This is a genomic window from Noviherbaspirillum galbum, assembly GCF_010974945.1.
In the GTDB taxonomy this organism is placed as follows: Bacteria; Pseudomonadota; Gammaproteobacteria; order Burkholderiales; family Burkholderiaceae_D; genus Noviherbaspirillum; species Noviherbaspirillum galbum.
This window is the reverse complement of the sequence record NZ_JAAIVB010000021.1, coordinates 86,225-106,225: the sequence shown is the minus strand read 5'-3', so window position 1 is coordinate 106,225 and position 20,001 is coordinate 86,225. Positions and strand designations below refer to the sequence as shown.

The following is a 20,001-nucleotide window of genomic DNA, read 5'->3' as shown; positions in this document are numbered from 1 at the left end:
CGCGCCGATTGCCGAGTTTAAAACCAATACAAAAAAAAACCCCGCAGCGAACTGCGGGGTTTTGGGTTCCTGCCTCCTCCCTACTCCCTTGCGGGAGTGATGGGGGGAGGTAAGGAGGTTGATTACAGAGTAATCGTGTGGCCAGCCAGTGCTGCAGCGCCCAGATCGACCAGACCAGTGATCTTGACGATCATGTCGTTGGCGTCCAGTGCGGGGTTAGCAGCAGCAGCACCCGTTGCATTGACAGCTTCAACAACGTAGGTGTTGCCTTGGAACTGGAACCAGTTGATCACACCGGTGTTGGCAGCGATCTTGGCGTAGGTGGCGCTGTTCGGGTTCGTGTCCTGGGAGATTGCAGCTTGTGCAATTGCCAGGTCCAGAGCCTGAGCCAGCGTCGTTGCCGAGGCTACGTTCACCAGCGAGGCAGCAAAGGTGCCGCCTGCCAGCGCTTCAGCACCAGCGGTTTGCAGGACGATCTTGTCGCCAGTGCCCGTCACGACGTTGTTCAGGGTCGTGAAGGAGTAGCTGCCGGAAGTTGCTGCACCTGCCACATCACCTGCGAGAGTGATGGTCTGGCTGTTTGCACCAGTGGTGGTCGAGAACGTGACCGTGCCATTCGGGCCAAGAGCAACCGTCGATGCGCCGTTAGCCGTGCCATGGAAGGTCACGATTTCGTTCGCACCCAGAGCGCTGATGGTGTTAGCGCCGACGTTACCAACCGTCTGCACGCCACCGTAGGTCGTGGTGTCAACACCAACGTCGATCTTCGTGCCAGCACCGTTTGCAGTGATGGAGTTGCCACCTGCGCCAACGATGGTGATGACGTCGTTGGTACCGGATGCAAAGATCTTGTTCGCGTTGTTGTTCTGGTTAGCCAGGCTGCCGATGGTGATGACGTTTGCATTGCCAGTCAGACCAGCGGTCGGGCTTGCCGGAACTGTCCAGTTACCGATCACGATCGTGCCCTGGTTTGCCGTGGTTGCCGTAACCGTGAACGCGTCCTTTGCGATCACAGCCGTTGCACCGGCCAGAGTCGTCGTTGCCGTGTTGGTGACAGTCACGCCAGCCAGCGAGCTGCTGGTGATGCTGTCCACTGCAACGCTGTTAGCACCGGAGATCGTCACGGAAGACAGCGTGTTCGTGCCATCGACCAGGGAGACGACTTCCGACGTGCCGCCAGACGCACCATTCAGCACCAGAACCGCGTCACCATTGACCGTCAGCTTGTCGATGAAGGACTTGGTAGCTGCTGCGTTCAGGTTCACGGTCAGGCTGTTTTGACCTGCTGCTGCAGCTTGGTTCACCGTGACATCACCGATGTGGTGGTTGTCGGTACCGGTTGCACCGATGTTCAACACTGCGGATGCTGCCAGGTTGTTGAACGTGTAGCTCTGCAGACCAGACAGCGATGCTGCGTTCGTCGTGTTGTATGCAGCAATGTGACCGCCGCCGACACCCAGTTGCTCAACTGCGAAGCCTGCATCGTTGTAGACCTGAGCAGTTGCGTTACCAGTGTTGGCTACTTGGCCGATCGTCGGAGCGATGTTGGCCACGTTAGCGACGATCGTACCAGCAGCACCGGTAGAACCGAAGCCCGTCACCGTGCCGACACCGATCAGGTTGACCAGCGTGTCGCCGTTGGTGTGCGCGCCAGCTGCACCGCCGTTTTGAGACAGCAGGCGGTTCTGGTCGCTCGCCACAACGTAGGAGTTACCGTTGTACGAGAAGGCCGCGATCATATCGCCAGCAGCTGCATCGTTGACGATGATTTCTGCTGCACTTACCAGCTGACCGCTGGTGAAGTCGGCGATCTGGTGACCAGCAGTTGCACCGAAGGTGATGACACCGTTGGAGATCGTGTAGGTCAGGTTGCCCAGTGCCGTGAACAGTGCGCCGGTCTTGTCGATCGACAGAGCGCTGTTCTGAGCGGAAGCCAGGGAGGAAACCACGGTCGGCGTTGCGACGTTTGCAAGAATCGACTTGGTTTGAGCGACGCCAGCGGTGCGCTGGAAGTTCAGCGCGTCAGCCTTGCTCACACCGGTGACGAAACCAGTGATACCGCCCTTGGTGCCGTTGAAGGTCGAGACTGCACCATCGACGAACTTGAGGGTGTCGGTTGCGCCAGCCGAAGCGGACAGGTTGATCGTCGTGCTACCTGCGGCGTAGGCACCGTTGTTGCCGGCGCCTGCGACTGCAACCCACTTACCAGCGGTACCGATCGAGAAGTCGATGCCGCCTGCGCCCGAGGTAACGGTGTCAACGTCAGCGACGTGCGTGCCGCCCTTAGCGACCAGTTGGCCATTACCGCCAGTGATGGTGTGAGCAGTATTGTCCTTGAGAGCAACACCGGTCAGGTCAACTTTGCCCGTAGAAGCGGAAGCGTCGAGCGTCGTGACGTTGCTTGCACCACCAGCCAGCGTGGCGTTTGCATCCGTCTTCAGCGTCAGCGTAACGTCTTGTGCGCCGGAAACGGTCACGGATTTAGCTGCGGTGTCACCGATCGTCACGGTGTTGACGACGCGGTTGCCCAGAGCGTCAACCAGCGTACCCGTGCTGGTGACTTTCAGGTTTTCGATACCGGTGGTCAGGACCGTCGCGTTGATCGTGCCCTTGGTAGCGTGAGCGCGAGCAGCGGTGGCATTGACCGTCAGATCCAGCGTGTCGTTCGTGCCAGCCGAGTTGGTCAGCAGGTAGTTGACGAGGTTCGTGGATGCGGCGTTTTGGCCATCGGTCAGGGTCAGCGTGGAGCCTGCGCCAGCGTTCTTGAACGTCACGTCGCCAGCGGTCTGACCAACGGTCAGAGCGGTGAAGCCGGTAGCGTCATAGAAGTTGTCGCCGGTAACAGAGGTTGCGCCGGTCGTGGTGACAGCCTGAGTCGGTGCAGTTGCTGCCGTACCGCCCACGGTCACGGTGAATGCCGTACCTGCGGCAGGACCGGTCACGGTGAACGTGTTGTTGCCCGCGGTGTAGCCGACGGTGTAGCCAGAGTTACCTTGAGCCAGCAGACCACCAGCCAGGTTTGCAGCGATCTGGGCCGGCGTCTCGCCGCCAGCGGAGGTGAACGTGTAAGTAGCACCTGCGTTCAGCTGGACAGTGTAGGTCTGAGTGGCGACACCGTTACCACCGTTGATGGTGACGGTCGACACTTGAGCCTGAGCAGTCACACCAGCCTGATATGCAGCGTGGCCGGTAGAGGACGACGCAGCAGTACCCAGGGACAGGGTCGAGAAGCCCTTGATACGTGCATTGTTGCCCAGAGCGGTGTCATTGGCAGCTGCAACGTAGTTCGCGACCAGGGTGTTGGAACCCGAACCACCGAAGATGGTGTTGAAGGTCGTGCCGTTGGCCTGAACCGTGCTGTTGTTGTTGATGGTAACGGTCTGGTTGCCCGTGCCGCCGACACCGTTGAAGCTGGTGACGGCAGTGTTGATGGCAACGCTAACTGCGCCGGTGGATGCGGTTGCATCGATCATTGCCAGGCTGCTGAGTGCTGCAACGCTGCCCAGAGCGACCGTACCCTTGTTGGTCAGGACGATCTTGGTCAGTGCGGATGCACCAGCTGCAGCAACGGTAGCTGCGGCCGTCGTGTTGACGTTCAGCGTGGTTGCCTTGGCAGCGGTCAGGGTCGTTGCGCCGGTCGAAGCCGTGCCGTTGTCGGCCAGGTTGATCGTCGTGGCAACGTTGTCCTGAACGGTGATACCGGCGGTGTTGCCACCAGTGGTGATGTTCAGGGTATGGCCAGCCGTGTTGTTGGTGATGTTGAAGCTGTTGCCTGCAACGGTGTTGGTCGTAACGGTCAGGTTGGACAAAGCGTCGGACTGGATGGCGATTGCGCCAGCAGTACGCACACCGTCGAACTTGACGTTAGCCAGCGTGCTGGTGCCGATTGCCTTGTTGGCATTGGCGCCACCAGTTGCCAGGATGGACTGTGCGTCAACAACGTAAGCCGGTGCGTCGCCAGTGATGGAAACGTTGGCTGCGCCATTGGTAACGACCTTGACAGCGCCCGTACCGAAGGTGTTGGTCGTGCCGTTGGTCTGCTTGCTGCTGATGGTCACGTCGCCGGTCGGGATGGCAAATGCTGCCTTCAGGCCGGTGCCGGTGGCGTTCAGCATCGTGTTTGCATCGTAGCTTGCAGTATCGCCAACCAGAACAGCGCCCTTGTTGGCGTTGTTGTAGGAAACGTTGACTGCTGCGCCGCCGAAGACGGTCGTTGCATCGTTGCCTGCGTTGCCAGCACCGAAGGTGTTGGTAACAGTGACTGCGCCCGTTGCGTTGAATGCTGCGCCTGCTGCGGAACCCTTGCCAACGGTAACTGCACCGCCGGTCGTGGTAACGGAAACGGTGGAGCCGCCGTCGACTTCAACGGTGCCGTTCGCGCCGCCCATGCCTGCGCCGGTCATCACGCCGGATTGCGTAACAACTTGTGCGCCGCCCGTACCTTGAGCTGCACCGACGGAAACGTTCTGACCTTGTGCGTTGACGGTGACGCCATTGCCGCCGTTGATGGTGACGGTATGGACGTTGCCGGTTGCGACATCGCGGTTCGTGGAAGCGGCAGTTTCCTTGACAGCGATAACGCCAGTCGGGTTGTAGCCGGTGGTGCCGCCGAGGGTCACGTCGACGTCAGCCGCATTGACGGTCACGTTCTTGCCGCCGAAAGCGGTGATCGCAGCGTTGGCTTTGGCAGCAGCTTGCTGGTCGTTTGCCGTGCTGGTGATCGTGATGTTGCCGGTCGGGAGGGTTGCGGTCAGCGTGTTGGTGCCGATGACAACGCCGCCGGCATTGGTCGTCACGTTGACGTCGGTACCGCCGTAAACGTTCACGCCACGTGCGGTTGCATTGTGGTTGACGTTGTTGGCGATGTTCAGGTTGTCGTATGCCACCGGAGCGGTATCGTTCACAGTGACTGCGCCCGTGGGCATGTTGGAAGCGATGACAGCACCTGCGTCACCGACGTTCACAACACCGCCTGCAGCCGTCACGTTGACGGTGGAGCCGCCGGAGACGTTGGTGGTGCTGGTCGTACCAGCGTTGTTGACAACGATAGCGCCGGTCGAATTGGACAGTGCGCCTGCCAGGCTGTTGCCCGAGGCAGAAACGTTACCGATGTTGATTGCGCCGGTGAAGGAAGCGCCAGTGGTCGTAACGGTAACCTTGCTGCCGCCAACCACGTTGACAGCGCCGCCAGCGGTGCTGTTCTGGGTCACGGTGACCGGGCCGGTCGGAACGTTGTTCGGCTGGGGAACGGTACCAGCAGCTTGCTGGCCGATCGTGATGGCAGCGTTGGCGTTCTGGGTCACGTTGACGTCGAAGCCACCGATAACTTGCACGGTGCCGCCAGTGTAGGACTGGTGGTTGACAACGACGGATTGCTTGGTCGGGTTGGTCGTGCCACCGTTGCTAGCAACGACGACGTCACCGCCCGTACCGTTGGTGTTGACTTGAACGTTCACGACGTCGGAGTAAGGCACAACGCTGAAGCCGGATGCGGCCGTGTTGTTCGACGTGTTCAGGATGACGTTCTGGATGTTCTGCAGCTTGACGCCGGCAGGAATGTTGCCGTTAGCGACGCTGGGGGTCAGGTCGGTAATCGTCAGGGTGTTGTCGGTACGGCCAGACTGACCGGTCAGCACGTCGCCGGTGTTGATGGTCGGGCCCTTGCCGTCAACGTTGAACTGGGTCTCGGAAGCGTAGAACTGGTTCGCGGTTGCGTTGTCGACGCCAGGAGTCAGGTTGAAGGTTGCGGAGTTGGAACCAGAACCGACGTTGACTGCGGTGTTGATTGCTGCGTTCAGAGCGTCAGCAGCGGTAGCACCAGCCAGGCTGGCAGCATCGGTCACGCCAGCCAGCCATGCGCGTGCAGCCAGGTTGGCTTGCAGGCCGGTGTAGCCGGTGATCTTGGCGGTGGAATCGAGGCCGGTGGTGAAAGCGGTGGAAGCGGCGATCTTGTTGGTGATCGTTGCTGCGTCAGTGCCTTGGGCGCTGTTCGTCAGCTTGAGGGCGATGCCGTCAACCGTTTCCAGACCTTGCAGGAGACGCAGACCCCAGAAAGTCACTTCGGTCGGAGCAGCCGTGCGGCCGAACAGGTTGGTGTACAGGATGGCGACGGTCGTAGCGGCGTCCTTGCCAGCGTACAGTGCCTTGTACTCGTCCGAAGCGGCGAACGAAGCTGCCATCGAGCTGACCGACAGGCCACCTTGCAGCTTGCTCACCCAGAATGCCAAACCGAGAGCATCTGCGGGGCGGTTGAAAAACGCCACGTACATCTGCTGGACGGTATCGTTCATTGTTGCCATGTAAAACTCCTAGGAAGGAAAGTAACTACAACAAAACAAAGGGGTTTGTTGCGGATCCGCATGTCCTTGCGTTTGTGCAAGGTTGCGGACGTATAGTGGCAGATCGGTCTTGGGTGGAATGTGATGGTCGTCACACTTATCCAGGCGCAATTCCGTTGATGCTTTTTAGCCACACAGTACGCCCCGGGGATTATATTTGAACTTGTTCCAAAAGCAATAACTTTCCTTGACTTAACACAGGATCCCCGGATGATTAGCGGAACTATTAGGAAAAGCCGTTTCAGTTCTCGGTTTTGGGTCGTGTAGGCCGCTTTCGGCGTGGCCTCGGAAGGTTTCATGGCTGTCGGAAAGTTTTATTGCGGAGCTCCGGATTGTCGCGTCCGGGCGACAACCTCCCCTGAAAAGCAAAACGGCGCGTCATGCGCCGTTTTCTTTTGCCGCCCCTGACCTTCCATCCCCTTCTATATAGAGAGTGCCGGCCGGGCGGTTCGCCGGAAGGTCAGCGCGTCCAGTAGGTGACCCCCGTTGTGACGCGCCGGTCGTCGACCCGGCCCTGGAAGATATAGGCGGCGGAGTTGCCGTTGTCGCCCAGCGCGCCGCTCACCGACACATTGGTCGGCGCGATGAACTGGTTGCCGCCGACCATCTTGCCGTTCTTGTCGATCTCGCCGACGGACTGGAAGCTGAAGCGCTCGTTCTTCTGGCTGACCACGTCGAAGCTGGTGTTGAAGCTGGACTTGGCGAAATCCACCTGCAGCTTGCCGTTCTGGTAGGAGGCCACCGAGAACTTGTTCGTCGGCTCGTCGAGGATGTAGGCCTCGGCGTTCTTCAGGCCGAAGCCGACGTTGCCGGTCGCGGGCATGGTGAAGGTGCCCTGGGTGCGCAGGACGGCGAAGTAGGAGTTCAGCGCATTGAGCGTGTTCTTCTCGTTCATCATCTTCGCCAGGTCGATGGCGGCGCTCTGGTCGACGATGGGCTGCCAGCGGCCCCAGACGATCTTGCTGGTCTCGGGAACGACTTCCTGGGTGGGCGTCGGCGTGACGGCGACCGGCGGCGTGACGACGGCGGGCTGCTGGGCCTGCTGGCTGGAGAACTGCTGGAAGCGCGCGAGCAGGCCAAGGTTCTTCAGCGGATCGAGGCTCACGTCCGCGACGTTGAACGGCAGGGGCATGGAGCCGGAGGTCGACTTGCCAATCGGCTCATCGTTGCGGGGCGGCGCGGCCACGTCGGGCGAGATGCCGCTGCTCGGCAGGATCTGCGGCGCGGACTGGCCCTTGCGGACCTGCAGGAGCTGGCCGACCTGGCTGGCGAACAGTTCGCGGCTGGACTTGCCTTCGCAGGGGCCGGTGCCTTCCGGGCCGCAGGCGCCGGTGAAGCCGCTGACCACGATGCCGCCCGAGATGACGGCGACGCGCGAGGTTTCCTGGTCGGTGAAGACGGTGAAGTCGGTGCCGCGCACGCCGATGGCGGCGACAGGGGTGTTGAAGCGGAAGTTCTGGCGCGCTTCCTTGACCGCTTCGCCGGAAATGCTGCGGGCCACGCCGTTGAGCAACTCGAGCTTGACGCGGGTGTTGGAAGGGTTCGCCTTGTCGATGTGGTAGGCCGTGATGCGCGCCCGGCTGTTGGGACGCAGGATCAGGAAGCCGTTGTCCACGGTCTTGAGGTAGACGTAGCCGTCGCCCTGGGTGGAAATCTCGTCGCCTTCATTGACCACGCGCCCGAGCTCGGCCGGCTTGCCGTCGAGGACGGTCTGCCCCGCGACGAAGACCACGCGCGCCGCTTCCCCAGCCAGTACGGCATTGGCGGAACACAACAACAGAGCGGAAAGAATGATTTTGCGCAACATAGATTTCTCCTTGTTAGCCATTCTCCGTTTCTTGTTAATAATTTCTGTGACACCGATCACATTCTAACCGGCAACGACTTGATTTGTGGCAGTTTTTTATTTCTGCTGGGGAAAGAGCAACAATGCGCAAAAAGTGGGCATCCAAGACGGGCAAACTTGCCCCGCGCTTGAGATTTTGCAGGAACGAGGCGCTATACTTGCTGGATATCAAAATAGAGACAACGATGTGCGCTACGCGACGCGCTCGACTTTCCGGAGAGCGCTTTTTTACATGAGTCCCACCAAAGCGGCTTCGTCCGCGTCGCGCCTGACACTGGCCCGGGCAATGATTGCCTTGCTGGCAGTGGTCGTCACCGCCTGGGTGCAGTGGTCCCCGCCATTGGCCACGTCGTTCCTGCCGAGCGAGTGGCTGCGCGACCAGTTCATTCGCATGCAGGCGACCGAGAAGGCCGAAAACCGCGTGGTGGTCATCGACATCAACGAAGCGTCCCTCAAGGCGGCCGGCCCCTGGCCCTGGCCGCGCGAGCGGCTTGCCGACCTGGTGGAAAAGCTGATCGGCCCCTACGAAGCGCGCGGCGTCGCGCTCGACCTGGTTTTCCCTGAGCCGGGCAGCGATGGCGGCGACCAGCGCCTCGCCATGCTGGCCGAACAGGGACCGGTCGTGATGGCGCAAGCCTTCGACTACGAAACCCGTCCGCTGCCGGTCAAGGTCGGCACCATCGCCGGCGGCATGCCGGCCACGGGCAAGCCCATGCCGGTCGCGACCGGCTTCATCGGCAACCATTCCGGCTTCGGCCGCGCCGCGCATCCCGGCAACATCGGCTTCGTGCCCGACCCGGACGGCACCATCCGCCGCCTGCCCATGCTGACGCGCTTCGACGGCCGCCAGTTTCCCACCCTCTCGTTGGCGCTGGTGCAATGCTGTTCCGGCAAGCCGGCGCCGGCGGTGGAAGGCATGCGCCGGATTCCCTTCGAGCGCGAACTCAGCGCCTACACCGTCATTTCCGCGTCGAGCATCCTCGACCAGAGCGTGCCGCCCGCCATGGTCGCGGGGAAGCTGGCGCTGGTCGGCTCGTCATCGCTCGGCCTGAGCGACCGCGTCTCGACGCCGCTCGACCCGTCCACGCCCGGCATGCTGATCCATGCCATCCAGGCATCGCGCCTGCTCGATGAGCAGGCCGGCCAGGCGCCGGCCCGCCTGCCGGGAACGGCAATCGCCCTTGCCTTCAGCCTGGTCGTTGCCTTGGCGGCGGCCTATGCTTTCCCGCGCCTCTCGGCGGTGCTCAACGTCGGCCTGCTCGCGGCCAGCGCCGTCGCCTGGCTGGCGCTGGCTTATATAGTCACGCCGCACGATCCCGACCTCGCAGCGATGGGCCCGCTGGCATCGATTCTTTTCCTGCTGTCGATCGCCGTGCCCTACGACTGGCAGGTCACCCAGCGCAAGTCGCGCCAGCTGCTCGACACCCTGCGGCAGTACGTGGCGCAGGCGGTGGTGGACGAACTCTTGCGCCGCGACCTGAAAGACCCGTTGTCGCCGCAGCGTCTCGACGTGACGACCCTGATCGCCGACATGGAGGGCTATACCCACCAGGTGGAGTCGCTTTCGATGGAAGAGTCGGGCAAGCTGACGCGGGACTTCCTGGATTGCCTGACGCGCCCGGTCATCGAACTCGGCGGCACGCTGGATAAATACACCGGCGACGGACTCGTGGCCTTCTGGGGCGCGCCGCTGCCGCTGGAAGAACACGCCGACCGGGCGCTGGATGCGGCCGGACGCATCCTGAAGGAAGTGCAGGCTTTCAGCGCAATGCGTGAGCAGATGGGTTTCCCGAAGGTGCGCGTGCGCATCGGCATCGAAAGCGGGCTGGCGCTGGCGGGCGACTTCGGCTCCTCGTTTCGCAGCATCTATACCGCGGTGGGCGACAGCGTGAATACCGCGTCGCGCCTGGAGCAGATGGCGCGCGAATATCCGCACAGCGTGATCATCGGCGAGGGCACGGCGGAACGCGCGAAGCGGCACGAGCTGCGCTTCCTGGCCGAGCGCATGCTGCGCGGGAAGGAAAAGCCGACCAAGCTGTTTACCCTGGCCGCCGGGGAGAACGGATGACGCGCAAGCCGTTCCGCCCTTCCCTTTCCCTCTTGCGTCCGACGCGCTGGCTGGCGATGCTCGGCCTCGCCTTGCCGGCGCTGCTGCCGCTACCGGCCACGGCCCAAGCGCAGACGCAAACCTCGATACAGACGCTCGCCCAGGCGCAGAACGACCTGTACATCGATGCGATGCGCTCGCTGAACGAGGGCCGGCGTAACGATGCCAGCGACGCCCTAGCGCGCATGATAGAACGCGAGCCGCAGCATGCGGGAGCCTGGCTGGACCTGGCGATCATCCAGTGCGAACTCGGCCGCGCGGAAGAAGCGGAGCGCCTGTTCAAGATCATCGAGACCCGCTTCTCGCCCCCGCCTATCATCATGGACGTGATCTCGCGCTGGCGCTCGCTGGGCTGCAGCCAGTGGCAGCCGCGCATCGGCCTGACCTTCATGGCCAGCCGGGGTTTCGACACCAACGTCAACCAGGGCGCGAGCAACCCCAACTTCGGCATCGGCACCGGCTCCTCGCGCGTGGAGCTCCAGCTGCTGCCGGAATACCTGCCCCGCAGCGACCATTACACCAGCGTGTCGCTCGATTACCTGCGCGAGCTCGACAACAACGGCAGCATCGGCTTCGTGCAGGGACGGCTGCAAGTGAACGATGCGCTCGCCGCCTACAACACCTCGTCGATCGCGATGGGTATGGAACGGCCATGGCGCTTCGGCAACTGGAGCCTGCGCGGCACCGGCACGCTCGCGGCCTTCGGTCTCGGCGGACGGCTCTACCAGCGCCAGGCGCAATTGCAGGCCAGGCTCACCCCGCCATTGCCCTTGCCGCCATCGTGGCAGTTCAGCGTGGGCGCTGGCGTTAACCACATCGAGTACGCCACGCTGGAAGACTACAACGCCAACATGTTCGAGCTGCGCACCCAGCTCAACTACCGTTCCGAGTTCACCCAGGCGCAGGCCGGCGTGGGACTGAACACGGACCGGGGCGTATCCACCCGTCCCGGCAAGGACCGCCAGGGCTGGAATGCATCGATCAGCGCCAAGACGTTGCTGCCCTACCGGCTGACCGGCGAACTGTCGTGGCTGCGCCAGACCTGGCTTTCGGAAGCGGTGTACTCGCCCGGCCTGATCGACGAACGCCGCAAGCAAGACACGCAGATCATCCGCGGCGTGCTGACCTACCCCTTGAGCAAGCAGCAGAACCTCAACCTGGAAGTGCGCGCGGTGAAGAACGACGAAAACATTTCGCTCTTCCAGTACAACAGCCGGCAGGTGCAGCTAAGCTGGCAATGGCAGGGCGATTGAAGACCGTCTTCCTTGGCTGAAAGGCATCGCCCGGCCCGCGCCCGCAGCGTTTTCCTTGTCCGCCGCACAAGCTTCTTGCCAGCCTGCTCACCCTGTTTTGCAACCAGGCGCAACTTTATTGCCGGGTGCAAACTTTTACGCGAAAGCTGCGGCTATAATTTGCCGCATCCCCCTGCCGGCTGATTCCATGACCGCATCCAATGACAACCTAGCCCTGAGCGACGCCGCCGATGCCACGGCCGCGCCGGTTGCCGCGTCGGAAGCAGCGCTCCAGGTGGCGCAGCAGGCCGCGCAGCTGCGGCCCACGGTCCAGCTGCGCATCACCAAGCTCGCGCCCGGCCAGCAGATCAACTACCAGGTCCAGCTTCGCAAGATTCCCTTGCTGGCCGGCCTGAGCGACGAGGAAATCGAACGCCTGAAGCCCGAGCTGCGCTTCCGCCAATATGGCCGGCGCGAAGTGGTGCTGCAGAAGGGCGGCGTCGGCGACAGCCTGCTGTTCCTGCTGATGGGCCAGATGCAGGTGGTGGACATCACCGAGGACGGCCGAGCCATCGGCCTGCGCATGCTCAAGCCGGGCGACTTCTTCGGCGAGATCGCGGTCATCAACGGTTCGACCCGTTCGGCTTCGGTGGTCGCCCTGTCCCCGGTGCTGGTCGCCTTCCTGCCGCGGCAGACGGCGGTGCATTTGTTCTCCCACTCCCCTTCCGTCGCCAACCAGATGCTGCGCCACCTTGCCGAGAAGGTGCAGCGCGACTCCGAATTCCGCGCCCTGCTTAGCATCAACAATACCTCGCGCCGGATTTGCAGCTACCTCGAGCTGATCAAGCAGAAGGGGGCGGATAACGTCGAGGCGGTCGAGAATTTGCCGACGCACCAGGATATCGCCAACATGATCAATACCAGCCGCGAGACGGTGTCGCGCGTGCTGGCCAACCTTGCGAGCCAGGGGATCGTGCTGAAGGACTCGCATCGGCTGATCATTTGCAAGCCGGCTGCGTTGCAGCGGCTTGCGCAGGGATTGGACTGACGGGGCTGGGGTCGTCTTTGCGGGGTTATCTTGCCGTTGCGCTGTCGTCCTGCCGTTCCACTGTCATCCCCGCGCAGGCGGGGATGACAGCGCAACTGACAGCAAGTGCTTCGACCGACAGCGCGCGTCGCAGACGCCAAGGCTTGTCATCAACGACAAACCCCTAGCCCGAAGTGACATACCTGATACGATACCGGCGACAACAAGCATCCCCTTCGCCATGCTTTCGCTGAATCTCCCCCACAATCCGCGCATCGATGAAATCCGCTGGCTCGCCGCGAGCCTGGTGTTCTTCTTCCACTTCTATCACCACGTCTACGCGCCGCCGATCGAGGTGCTGGCGCATCCGGGGTGGACGCCGTTCAGCCTGGTGACCGAGGGGCATACCGGGGTCGGGCTGTTCTTCACGCTGTCGGGCTTCCTGTTCATGCAGATCGCGCTGTACCAGGCGGAGCAGCGGAAGGGACTGGTCTACCGGGAATTCATCCGCAACCGCTTCCTGCGCATCTTCCCGCTGTTCATCACGGTGTTCGTGATCGCGATTTCCATCGGGCGCGATGCCTTCCGCCCGCAAGATGCGCTGTATGTCCTGTTCAGCAACCTGGGCGAATCGCCGACCTCGAAATACTTCATCACCGGCGCGGCATGGACGATCTCGGTGGAGTTTGCCTTCTACCTGGTCTTTCCCTTCATCGCCCGCTTCACGCTGGCGCAGGGGCCGCGCTACCTGCTGCAATGCCTCGGGCTGATGCTGGCTTTCAAGCTGGCGGCCTACGGCGTCTCGGAACGCAGTACCCACATGCTGTTCTCCACGCTGGTGGGCAGGTTCGACCAGTTCCTGGTGGGGATGCTGGCGGCCGTCGTCCATGCCCGCTTCGGCCAGGAGCTGCGCAGGCATGGCAAGGTGTGGCTGCTGCTGGCCGCGCTGCTCGTGACCGGCAATATCATGCTGCAGGCGCGTTATGCCAGCTTCTTCCTGCCCGAACCGAAGCAGGCGTTCTGGATCACCTGGTCGCTGCAGGAAAGCCTGGCATGGTCGGTGTTCATCCTCGGCTGGCTGGCGGCGGACCTGCGCCTGCCCCGGCCGCTGGCGCGCGCCATGCAGCATGGCGGCGACATCAGCTTCTCGCTCTACCTGCTGCATGCCCTGGTGATCGATCTCGTGGCGCAGGCGCTCGGCAAGCCATCGTGGACCGGGCAGCGCATCGTCGACGGACTGCTGCTTGCGGCGATTGCGTATGCCGCTACCTGGGCCGTCTCTTCGCTCAGCTATGCGACGATCGAGAAGCCGTTCCTGCAACTGCGGCGCCGGTACGCCCAGTAAGGACGGGCCATACTCGATGAGAAATCATTGGGTTTGAGCAACATCATCCTTGTTGCGTTTAGTTGCGATTGCTTGCCTTTTGCAACCCGGGAATTGCCTATGGATTAATTCTCGTTAAGATATAATACGGCCTTTTTTCTGCAACCTTCCGCCGTACAGGGCACAAACACCCAGCCATCCCGACCCGACCGGATTTCGCGGCCGCGCCCCGCGGACATGTCGATAGAGCATGTGCTTGCGGCATAATTGATCACTTTACCTCGCTAGGTTCCGCTGGCTGCAATTCCGTTGGCATCCGCTCCAACATCAGCGCAGCAGCGTACTCCTCATAGGGCCATCCAACATGGGCAGCATTCTCGTCCAGAACATAGGCAAGGCATACAAGCAATATCCCACCCGCTGGTCGCGCGCGCTCGAGTGGATGCTGCCGTTCGCCGGCAAGCGCCATCATCTCAAATGGATCCTGCGCGACATCAACTTCCATATCGCGCCGGGTGAAGCCGTCGCCCTCATCGGCATCAACGGCGCGGGAAAGAGCACGCTGCTCAAGCTCATCACCGGCACGGTGCAGCCTACCACCGGCGAGGTGCAGACCACCGGCCGCGTTGCCGCCATGCTGGAACTCGGCATGGGCTTCCATCCGGACTTCACCGGCCGTCAGAATGTTTACATGGCCGGACAGCTGCAGGGCTACAGCACCGACGAAATCACGCAAATGATGCCGCAGATCGAGGCCTTCGCCGAGATCGGCGACTACATCGACCAGCAGGTGCGCGTCTATTCCAGCGGCATGCAGATGCGCCTCGCCTTCAGCGTCGCCACCGCGAAGCGGCCCGACGTGCTGATAGTCGATGAAGCCCTTTCGGTGGGCGACACCTACTTCCAGCACAAGAGCTTCGACCGCATCCGCCAGCTGCGCGAGCAGGGCACCACGCTGCTGATCGTTTCCCACGACAAGACCGCCATCCAGACCATCTGCGACCGGGCGATCCTGCTCGACGCCGGGCACCTCGCGAAGGAAGGCGCGCCCGAGGAAATCATGGATTACTACAACGCCATGATCGCCGAGCGCGAGAACCAGACGGTGCGCCAGAACAAGCTCGACAACGGCAAGGTGCAGACCATCTCCGGCACCGGCGAAGCCACCGTCTCCAATATCGTCCTGCTCAACGCGGCCGGCGAACAGGTAGAGATGATCGACGTGGGCAGCGACGTCACGCTGCAGATCGACGTGAAGGTCCACCGGCCGATTCCCCGCCTGGTGCTGGGCTACATGATCAAGGACAAGCTCGGCCAGCCGATGTTCGGCACCAATACCCACCTGAAGGACCTGCCCCTCGAGAACGTCGAGGCAGGCGAGAGCATCCGCTACCGCTTCCGCTTCCCCGCCAACCTCGGTCCGGGCAGCTATTCCGTGGCCACCGCCCTGACCAGCGGCGAGACCCATCTCGTCGACAACTACGAATGGCGCGACCTCGCGCTGACCTTCAGCGTGGTCAACATCAGCCGCACCCACTTCGTGGGCTGCACCTGGATCGATCCGGAAATCGCCATACAACGACCATGAGCCTCGTTTCCTACGCCCAAAACTTTGAAGACGTGATGCTGTGGCGCGCGCTGAAGCATGTCGCCCAGGGCTTCTACATCGACGTCGGCGCCAACGATCCGGTGATCGACTCCGTCACCAAGGCTTTCCATGAACGCGGCTGGCGCGGCATCAACATCGAGCCGATGCGCCAGTACGCCGAACTGCTCGCGGCCCAGCGGACCGGCGACATCAACCTCGCGGTCGCCGTGAGCGACGCGCCGGGCGAGCTGCGCTTCTACGACATCCCCGATACCGGCCTGTCGACCATGGACGCCGCCATCGCCGACAACCATCGCCGCGAAGGCAAGCAGGTGGTCGAGGAAACGGTGCCCGTCAGAACGCTGTCGGACATTTGCGCCGAGCACGTGCGCGGACCGGTGCACTTCCTCAAGATCGACGTCGAAGGCTTGGAAGCCGCCGTCCTGCGGGGCATGGACCTGCAGCGCTGGCGGCCCTGGATCATGGTCATCGAGGCGACGCGCCCGCAAAGCCAGGTCACGAACCATGCCGAGTGGGAGCCGATGGTGCTGTCCAGCGGCTACCGGCTGGCGTACTTCGACGGCTTGAACCACTACTACGTGTCGCCCGAGCACCCGGAGCTGGCCGATGCCTTCGCGCTGCCGCCGAACGTGTTCGATGACTTCATCCTGCGCCAGGGACACGCCTTCAGCTATCCGCTGACCGAATTCCAGGTGCGGCTGCATGACTTCGAACTCAATGCCTACCAGGCCGACCTGCGGACCCAGCGCGCGCACGCCGAGCGCGACGAGCTGCGCATCGAATTGCGCGACAAGCTTGCCGAAGCGGAAAACAGAATCGCCATGGCCACCAAGCGCGCCGAGCAGATGGAGCTGCATGCTTTGCATACGGTCTCGGTCGCGAAGGTGCAGGAAGCCAACCTCAGGGCGGAAATCGCCAGCCTCTATGCCAGCACCTCGTGGAAGATTTCCGCGCCGGTGCGCCTGCTTGGCAGGGTCGTCATCAAGGCAAAATTCTGGTGCCGGCTGGCGCTCACCTCGCCCCGCAGCTTCATCAAGCGCGCCCTGATGGGATTCCTGCGCCGCGTGGCGCCCGTCGCCAAGAACAACCAGCACGTGGTGAGGATGGCCTTCGTGTTCCGCAACCGCTATCCCGGGCAGTGGCAGCGCATCATGGACAGGGTGCGTCCCGCCCTCGCTCCCGCCCAGCCGGCCGGCGTGCCCCCGGCGGCGGCTGACGCCGTGGCCTGGACGGCGGGCGCGGCGCAGGGCGCCTTCCATTCGATGCTCATGCAGGAAATGAAGCAGCGCCGCCCCGCGCAACAACAGACTGACGGACAACAATGATGCGGCTGGTATACGACCTCTTCCCCTGCCAGACCGGTTCCCGCTTCCGCGGAATCGGGCGCTTCACCATGTCGCTGCTGGAGGCGATGGCTCGCTCGCCCCGCGGCCACGCGGTGCACGCCCTGGCCAACGACTACCATCCTGAAAGCGTCGAGGATTTGCGCCGCGCGCTCGCGCCCGTCCTGCCGCCGGGCCGCTTCGCCACCTATGGCTGCCCGAACCGGGGACAGCTTGGCGGCGACCAGCAGGCGCACGCGCGGGCATCCAGCGCGCTCATCCAGCACGCCTACCAGTCGCTGACGCCCGACGCCGTCCTGTACGCCACGCCTTTCGAAGGCTGGGGGGAAGACGGCGTCGTCGCCATCCCCGAGGCCAATGCGCCGGGCGCCTTGCGCACCGCCGTCCTGTACGACTTCATTCCCTGGCTGTTTCCGGACCAGTACCTGCACACCGCTAACGGCTACCGGCCCTGGTACGAACGCCGCCTGATGGCCCTGCATCGCTTCGACCTGCTGCTGGCGATCTCCGAGGCCACGCGGCGCGATGCCATCGACATCCTCGGCATTCCGCCCGAGCGCGTGGTGAACATCTCGGGCGCGGCCACCGCCCGGTTCCGGCCGATGACCAAGGCGGAACAGGGCCGCCAGAACATCGGCCGCTTCGGCATCGTCCGCCCCTTCGTGCTCTACACGGGCAACGCGGATTACCGCAAGAACCTGCACGGCATGCTCAAGGCCTATTCCCTGCTGCCGCTCGAAGTGCGCAAGACCCACCAGCTGGTGCTGAACCAGGTGGGCGCCGACATCATCGGCTTCCGCCGCGGCGTGCGCGAACTCGGTTTGTCCGACGACGAAGTCGTGGTCACCGGCCACATCACCGACGAGGAACTGACCTGCCTGTACACGCAGTGCGCCCTGTTCGTCTTCCCGTCGCTGTACGAAGGCTTCGGGCTGCCCATCCTGGAAGCGATGGCTTGCGGCGCGCCCGTGATCGCCGCCGACAATTCCTCGATCCCGGAAGTCATGGGCCGCAGCGACGTGCTGTTCGATGCCGCGCGCCCAGACTCCATCGCCGATGCGATGGCCAGGGTGCTGACCGATGCCGCCCTGCGCGCCGAATTGCGCGCGTACAGCCTCGACCGCGCCACCCTGTTCAGCTGGGACAGGAGCGCGAACCTGGCCTGGGACGCCATCGAGGAAGCAACCCGTGCGCTCCGGGCAAGCCAGGGCGCCGGCGCGGATGCCCGCAAGCAGGCGCGCATCGCGCCGCGCCGCCGGCCCCGGATCGCGGTGGTATGCAACCTGCAATCAGATGCCGACCCGTCGGCCCGCCATTGCATCGATGCCCTGCCCGCCCTCGGGCACGACTTCGACATCGATCTCTACACCGAAAGCGGCAAGCCCGTCGCCGCCTCGCTGCTGCAGGCCAGCTTCGACGCTTATCCGCATACCGCCCTGCCCGGTAACGCCGACCGCTACGCCACGGTGATCTACCAGCTCGCCGACAGCGCGCAGCATGCCTTCATGCTGCCGCTCCTGGCACAGGTCCCGGGCGCGCTCGTCTTGCACGACAAGTCCTTCGGCAAGGCATTCGGGGCGCTCGGCCAGGCGACCGGCATGCCGGACACCGCAATGGGCGAGCTTTTCTACAGCCAGGGCCTGCGAGGCTTCCTGGAAGCGATGCAGACCGGCGCCGGCGGCGATCCTAAACCGACCGTGAAAGCGAATGCGAACCGCCGCTTGCTCGAATTCGCGCAGCACGTGATCCTTCCAGACGAGGGCTTGCGCCCGGCCCTGGATGCGGCATGCGGCAGCACCTGGCTGCCGCCGCTGACGATTCTTCCCGCCGAGCGCGAACACCGGACCGCAAGCTATGCCAGCGCGATCGAACAGTCGATCGCCTGCAGCCCGCGCCATACCGCCCGGGCGCTCGTCGATGCGCTGGCGACGATCCAGCCGAGCGACCAGCTGCTCGGCACCCTGAGCCATTACGCCGACCACAACTGGCGCCTGCGCCGCCAGCCGCGCCTGCTGATCGACACCACCCAGCTGACCAAGGTGGATGCCTTCAGCGGCATCCAGCGCGTGGTCAAGAAAATCGCCTATGAAGTCGGCCACATGCAGGACGGCGAGGTGGGGCTTCCGGTCGAACTGGTACACCTGAAAGACGGCAGGCTGCACCGCGCCTGCGCGGTGACGGCGTCGGTATTCGGGCTGGAGCGCGGCAGCGTTCCCGAGGAAGCGCTGGCGATCCATCCGGGCGATACCCTGCTGATGCTCGATTCCTCCTGGGAACAGTACAGCGGCTTCCTGCCGGTATTCGATGCCGTGCGCCGCGCCGGCGGCAAGGTCGTGACGGCGTTCTACGACCTGATTCCGCTGCGCTATCCCGAGATGTGCGCCGCGCCGCTGGTCCAGGTATTCCGGCAGTGGGTGGGACTCGCCGCGCAGCACAGCGACGCCCTGGTCTGCATTTCGCGCGCCGTCGCCGACGACGTGGCGGCCTACCTCGCCGAGCACCAGCTGTCGCGGCCGGGACTCGACATCACTTGGTGGCATCTCGGCGCCGACCTCGCGGCGAGGCATGCGGACAAGACCATCCGCCCGCTGGTGGAAAACCTGGTTGCGGACACCGCCACGCCGCTCTTCCTCATGGTCGGCACCATCGAACCCCGCAAGGGCCACGCCTTCGCCCTCGACGCGTTCGAGCTGCTGTGGCGGGAAGGACTGGGGCTTCGGCTGTGCATCATCGGCAAGGAGGGCTGGAAGGTCGAGGAGACCATGCAGAGGCTGCGCAACCATCCCGAACTCGGCAAGCGCCTCGTCCTGATCGAGAATGCGTCCGACGAAGAGATCGAGCGTTGCTATGCCGCCTCGACGGCCCTGATCGCCGCGTCGACCACCGAGGGCTTCGGCCTGCCCATCGTGGAAGCGGCCCTGCACAAGATTCCGGTCCTGGCGAGCGACATCCCGGTGTTCCGCGAGGTCGGCGGAGAAGGCGCCCGATATTTCTCGCTGAAGAGCCCTGCTTCCCTCGCCGACGCGGTGAAGGAAATGCATCGGCTGCCGGCTGCCGAGAGGTTCGAACTTGCACTCAGGATCAAAACCCTCACCTGGCGGCAAAGTGCCTTGCAGCTCCTCGAGCGCATCGGCATCAACGCCCGGAACGCCGATCCAGAGAACGCCCAATGAGA

Annotated in this window: 9 protein-coding genes; 7 read left to right on the top strand and 2 right to left on the bottom strand. The window is 63.3% G+C overall.

What is annotated here, in order from left to right:
- Positions 1-122: 122 nt before the first annotated feature.
- Positions 123-6,299 (bottom strand): beta strand repeat-containing protein, encoded by a 6,177-nt coding sequence (locus G3574_RS07405; RefSeq protein WP_163961571.1) that lies wholly within the window; start codon positions 6,297-6,299, stop codon positions 123-125.
- A 499-nt stretch (positions 6,300-6,798) separates the two neighbouring features.
- Complete coding sequence (locus tag G3574_RS07400) at positions 6,799-8,145, bottom strand: FecR family protein (RefSeq protein WP_235953130.1); 1,347 nt, start codon at positions 8,143-8,145, stop codon at positions 6,799-6,801.
- Positions 8,146-8,416: 271 nt separating this feature from the next.
- Between G3574_RS07400 and G3574_RS07395 the strand changes: the two genes are divergently transcribed.
- The 7 genes from G3574_RS07395 (at position 8,417) to G3574_RS07365 (ending at position 19,999) form a co-directional block, all read left to right on the top strand.
- Positions 8,417-10,252 carry a CHASE2 domain-containing protein gene (locus G3574_RS07395; protein WP_163961569.1) on the top strand — a complete coding sequence of 612 codons (1,836 nt, stop codon included), beginning with the start codon at positions 8,417-8,419 and terminating at the stop codon, positions 10,250-10,252.
- Positions 10,249-11,544 (top strand): tetratricopeptide repeat protein, encoded by a 1,296-nt coding sequence (locus G3574_RS07390; protein WP_163961567.1) that lies wholly within the window; start codon positions 10,249-10,251, stop codon positions 11,542-11,544. Before G3574_RS07395 ends, G3574_RS07390 begins: the two co-directional genes overlap by 4 nt.
- A gap of 187 nt (positions 11,545-11,731) precedes the next feature.
- The gene (locus G3574_RS07385; protein WP_163961565.1) at positions 11,732-12,571 is read left to right on the top strand and encodes a Crp/Fnr family transcriptional regulator; all 840 of its coding nucleotides are present in this window, start codon (positions 11,732-11,734) and stop codon (positions 12,569-12,571) included.
- Between the two features lie 220 nt (positions 12,572-12,791).
- Positions 12,792-13,895, top strand: a complete 1,104-nt coding sequence (locus tag G3574_RS07380) for an acyltransferase family protein (RefSeq protein ID WP_163961563.1) — start codon at positions 12,792-12,794, stop codon at positions 13,893-13,895.
- 343 nt (positions 13,896-14,238) lie between these two features.
- Entirely contained in the window at positions 14,239-15,462 is a 1,224-nt protein-coding gene (locus tag G3574_RS07375; protein ID WP_163961561.1) for an ABC transporter ATP-binding protein, read from the top strand.
- Complete coding sequence (locus G3574_RS07370; RefSeq protein WP_163961559.1) at positions 15,459-16,808, top strand: FkbM family methyltransferase; 1,350 nt, start codon at positions 15,459-15,461, stop codon at positions 16,806-16,808. The genes G3574_RS07375 and G3574_RS07370 overlap by 4 nt, the downstream gene beginning before the upstream one ends.
- Complete coding sequence (locus G3574_RS07365) at positions 16,805-19,999, top strand: glycosyltransferase family 4 protein (protein ID WP_163961557.1); 3,195 nt, start codon at positions 16,805-16,807, stop codon at positions 19,997-19,999. The genes G3574_RS07370 and G3574_RS07365 overlap by 4 nt, the downstream gene beginning before the upstream one ends.
- The last annotated feature ends 2 nt before the right edge of the window (positions 20,000-20,001 follow it).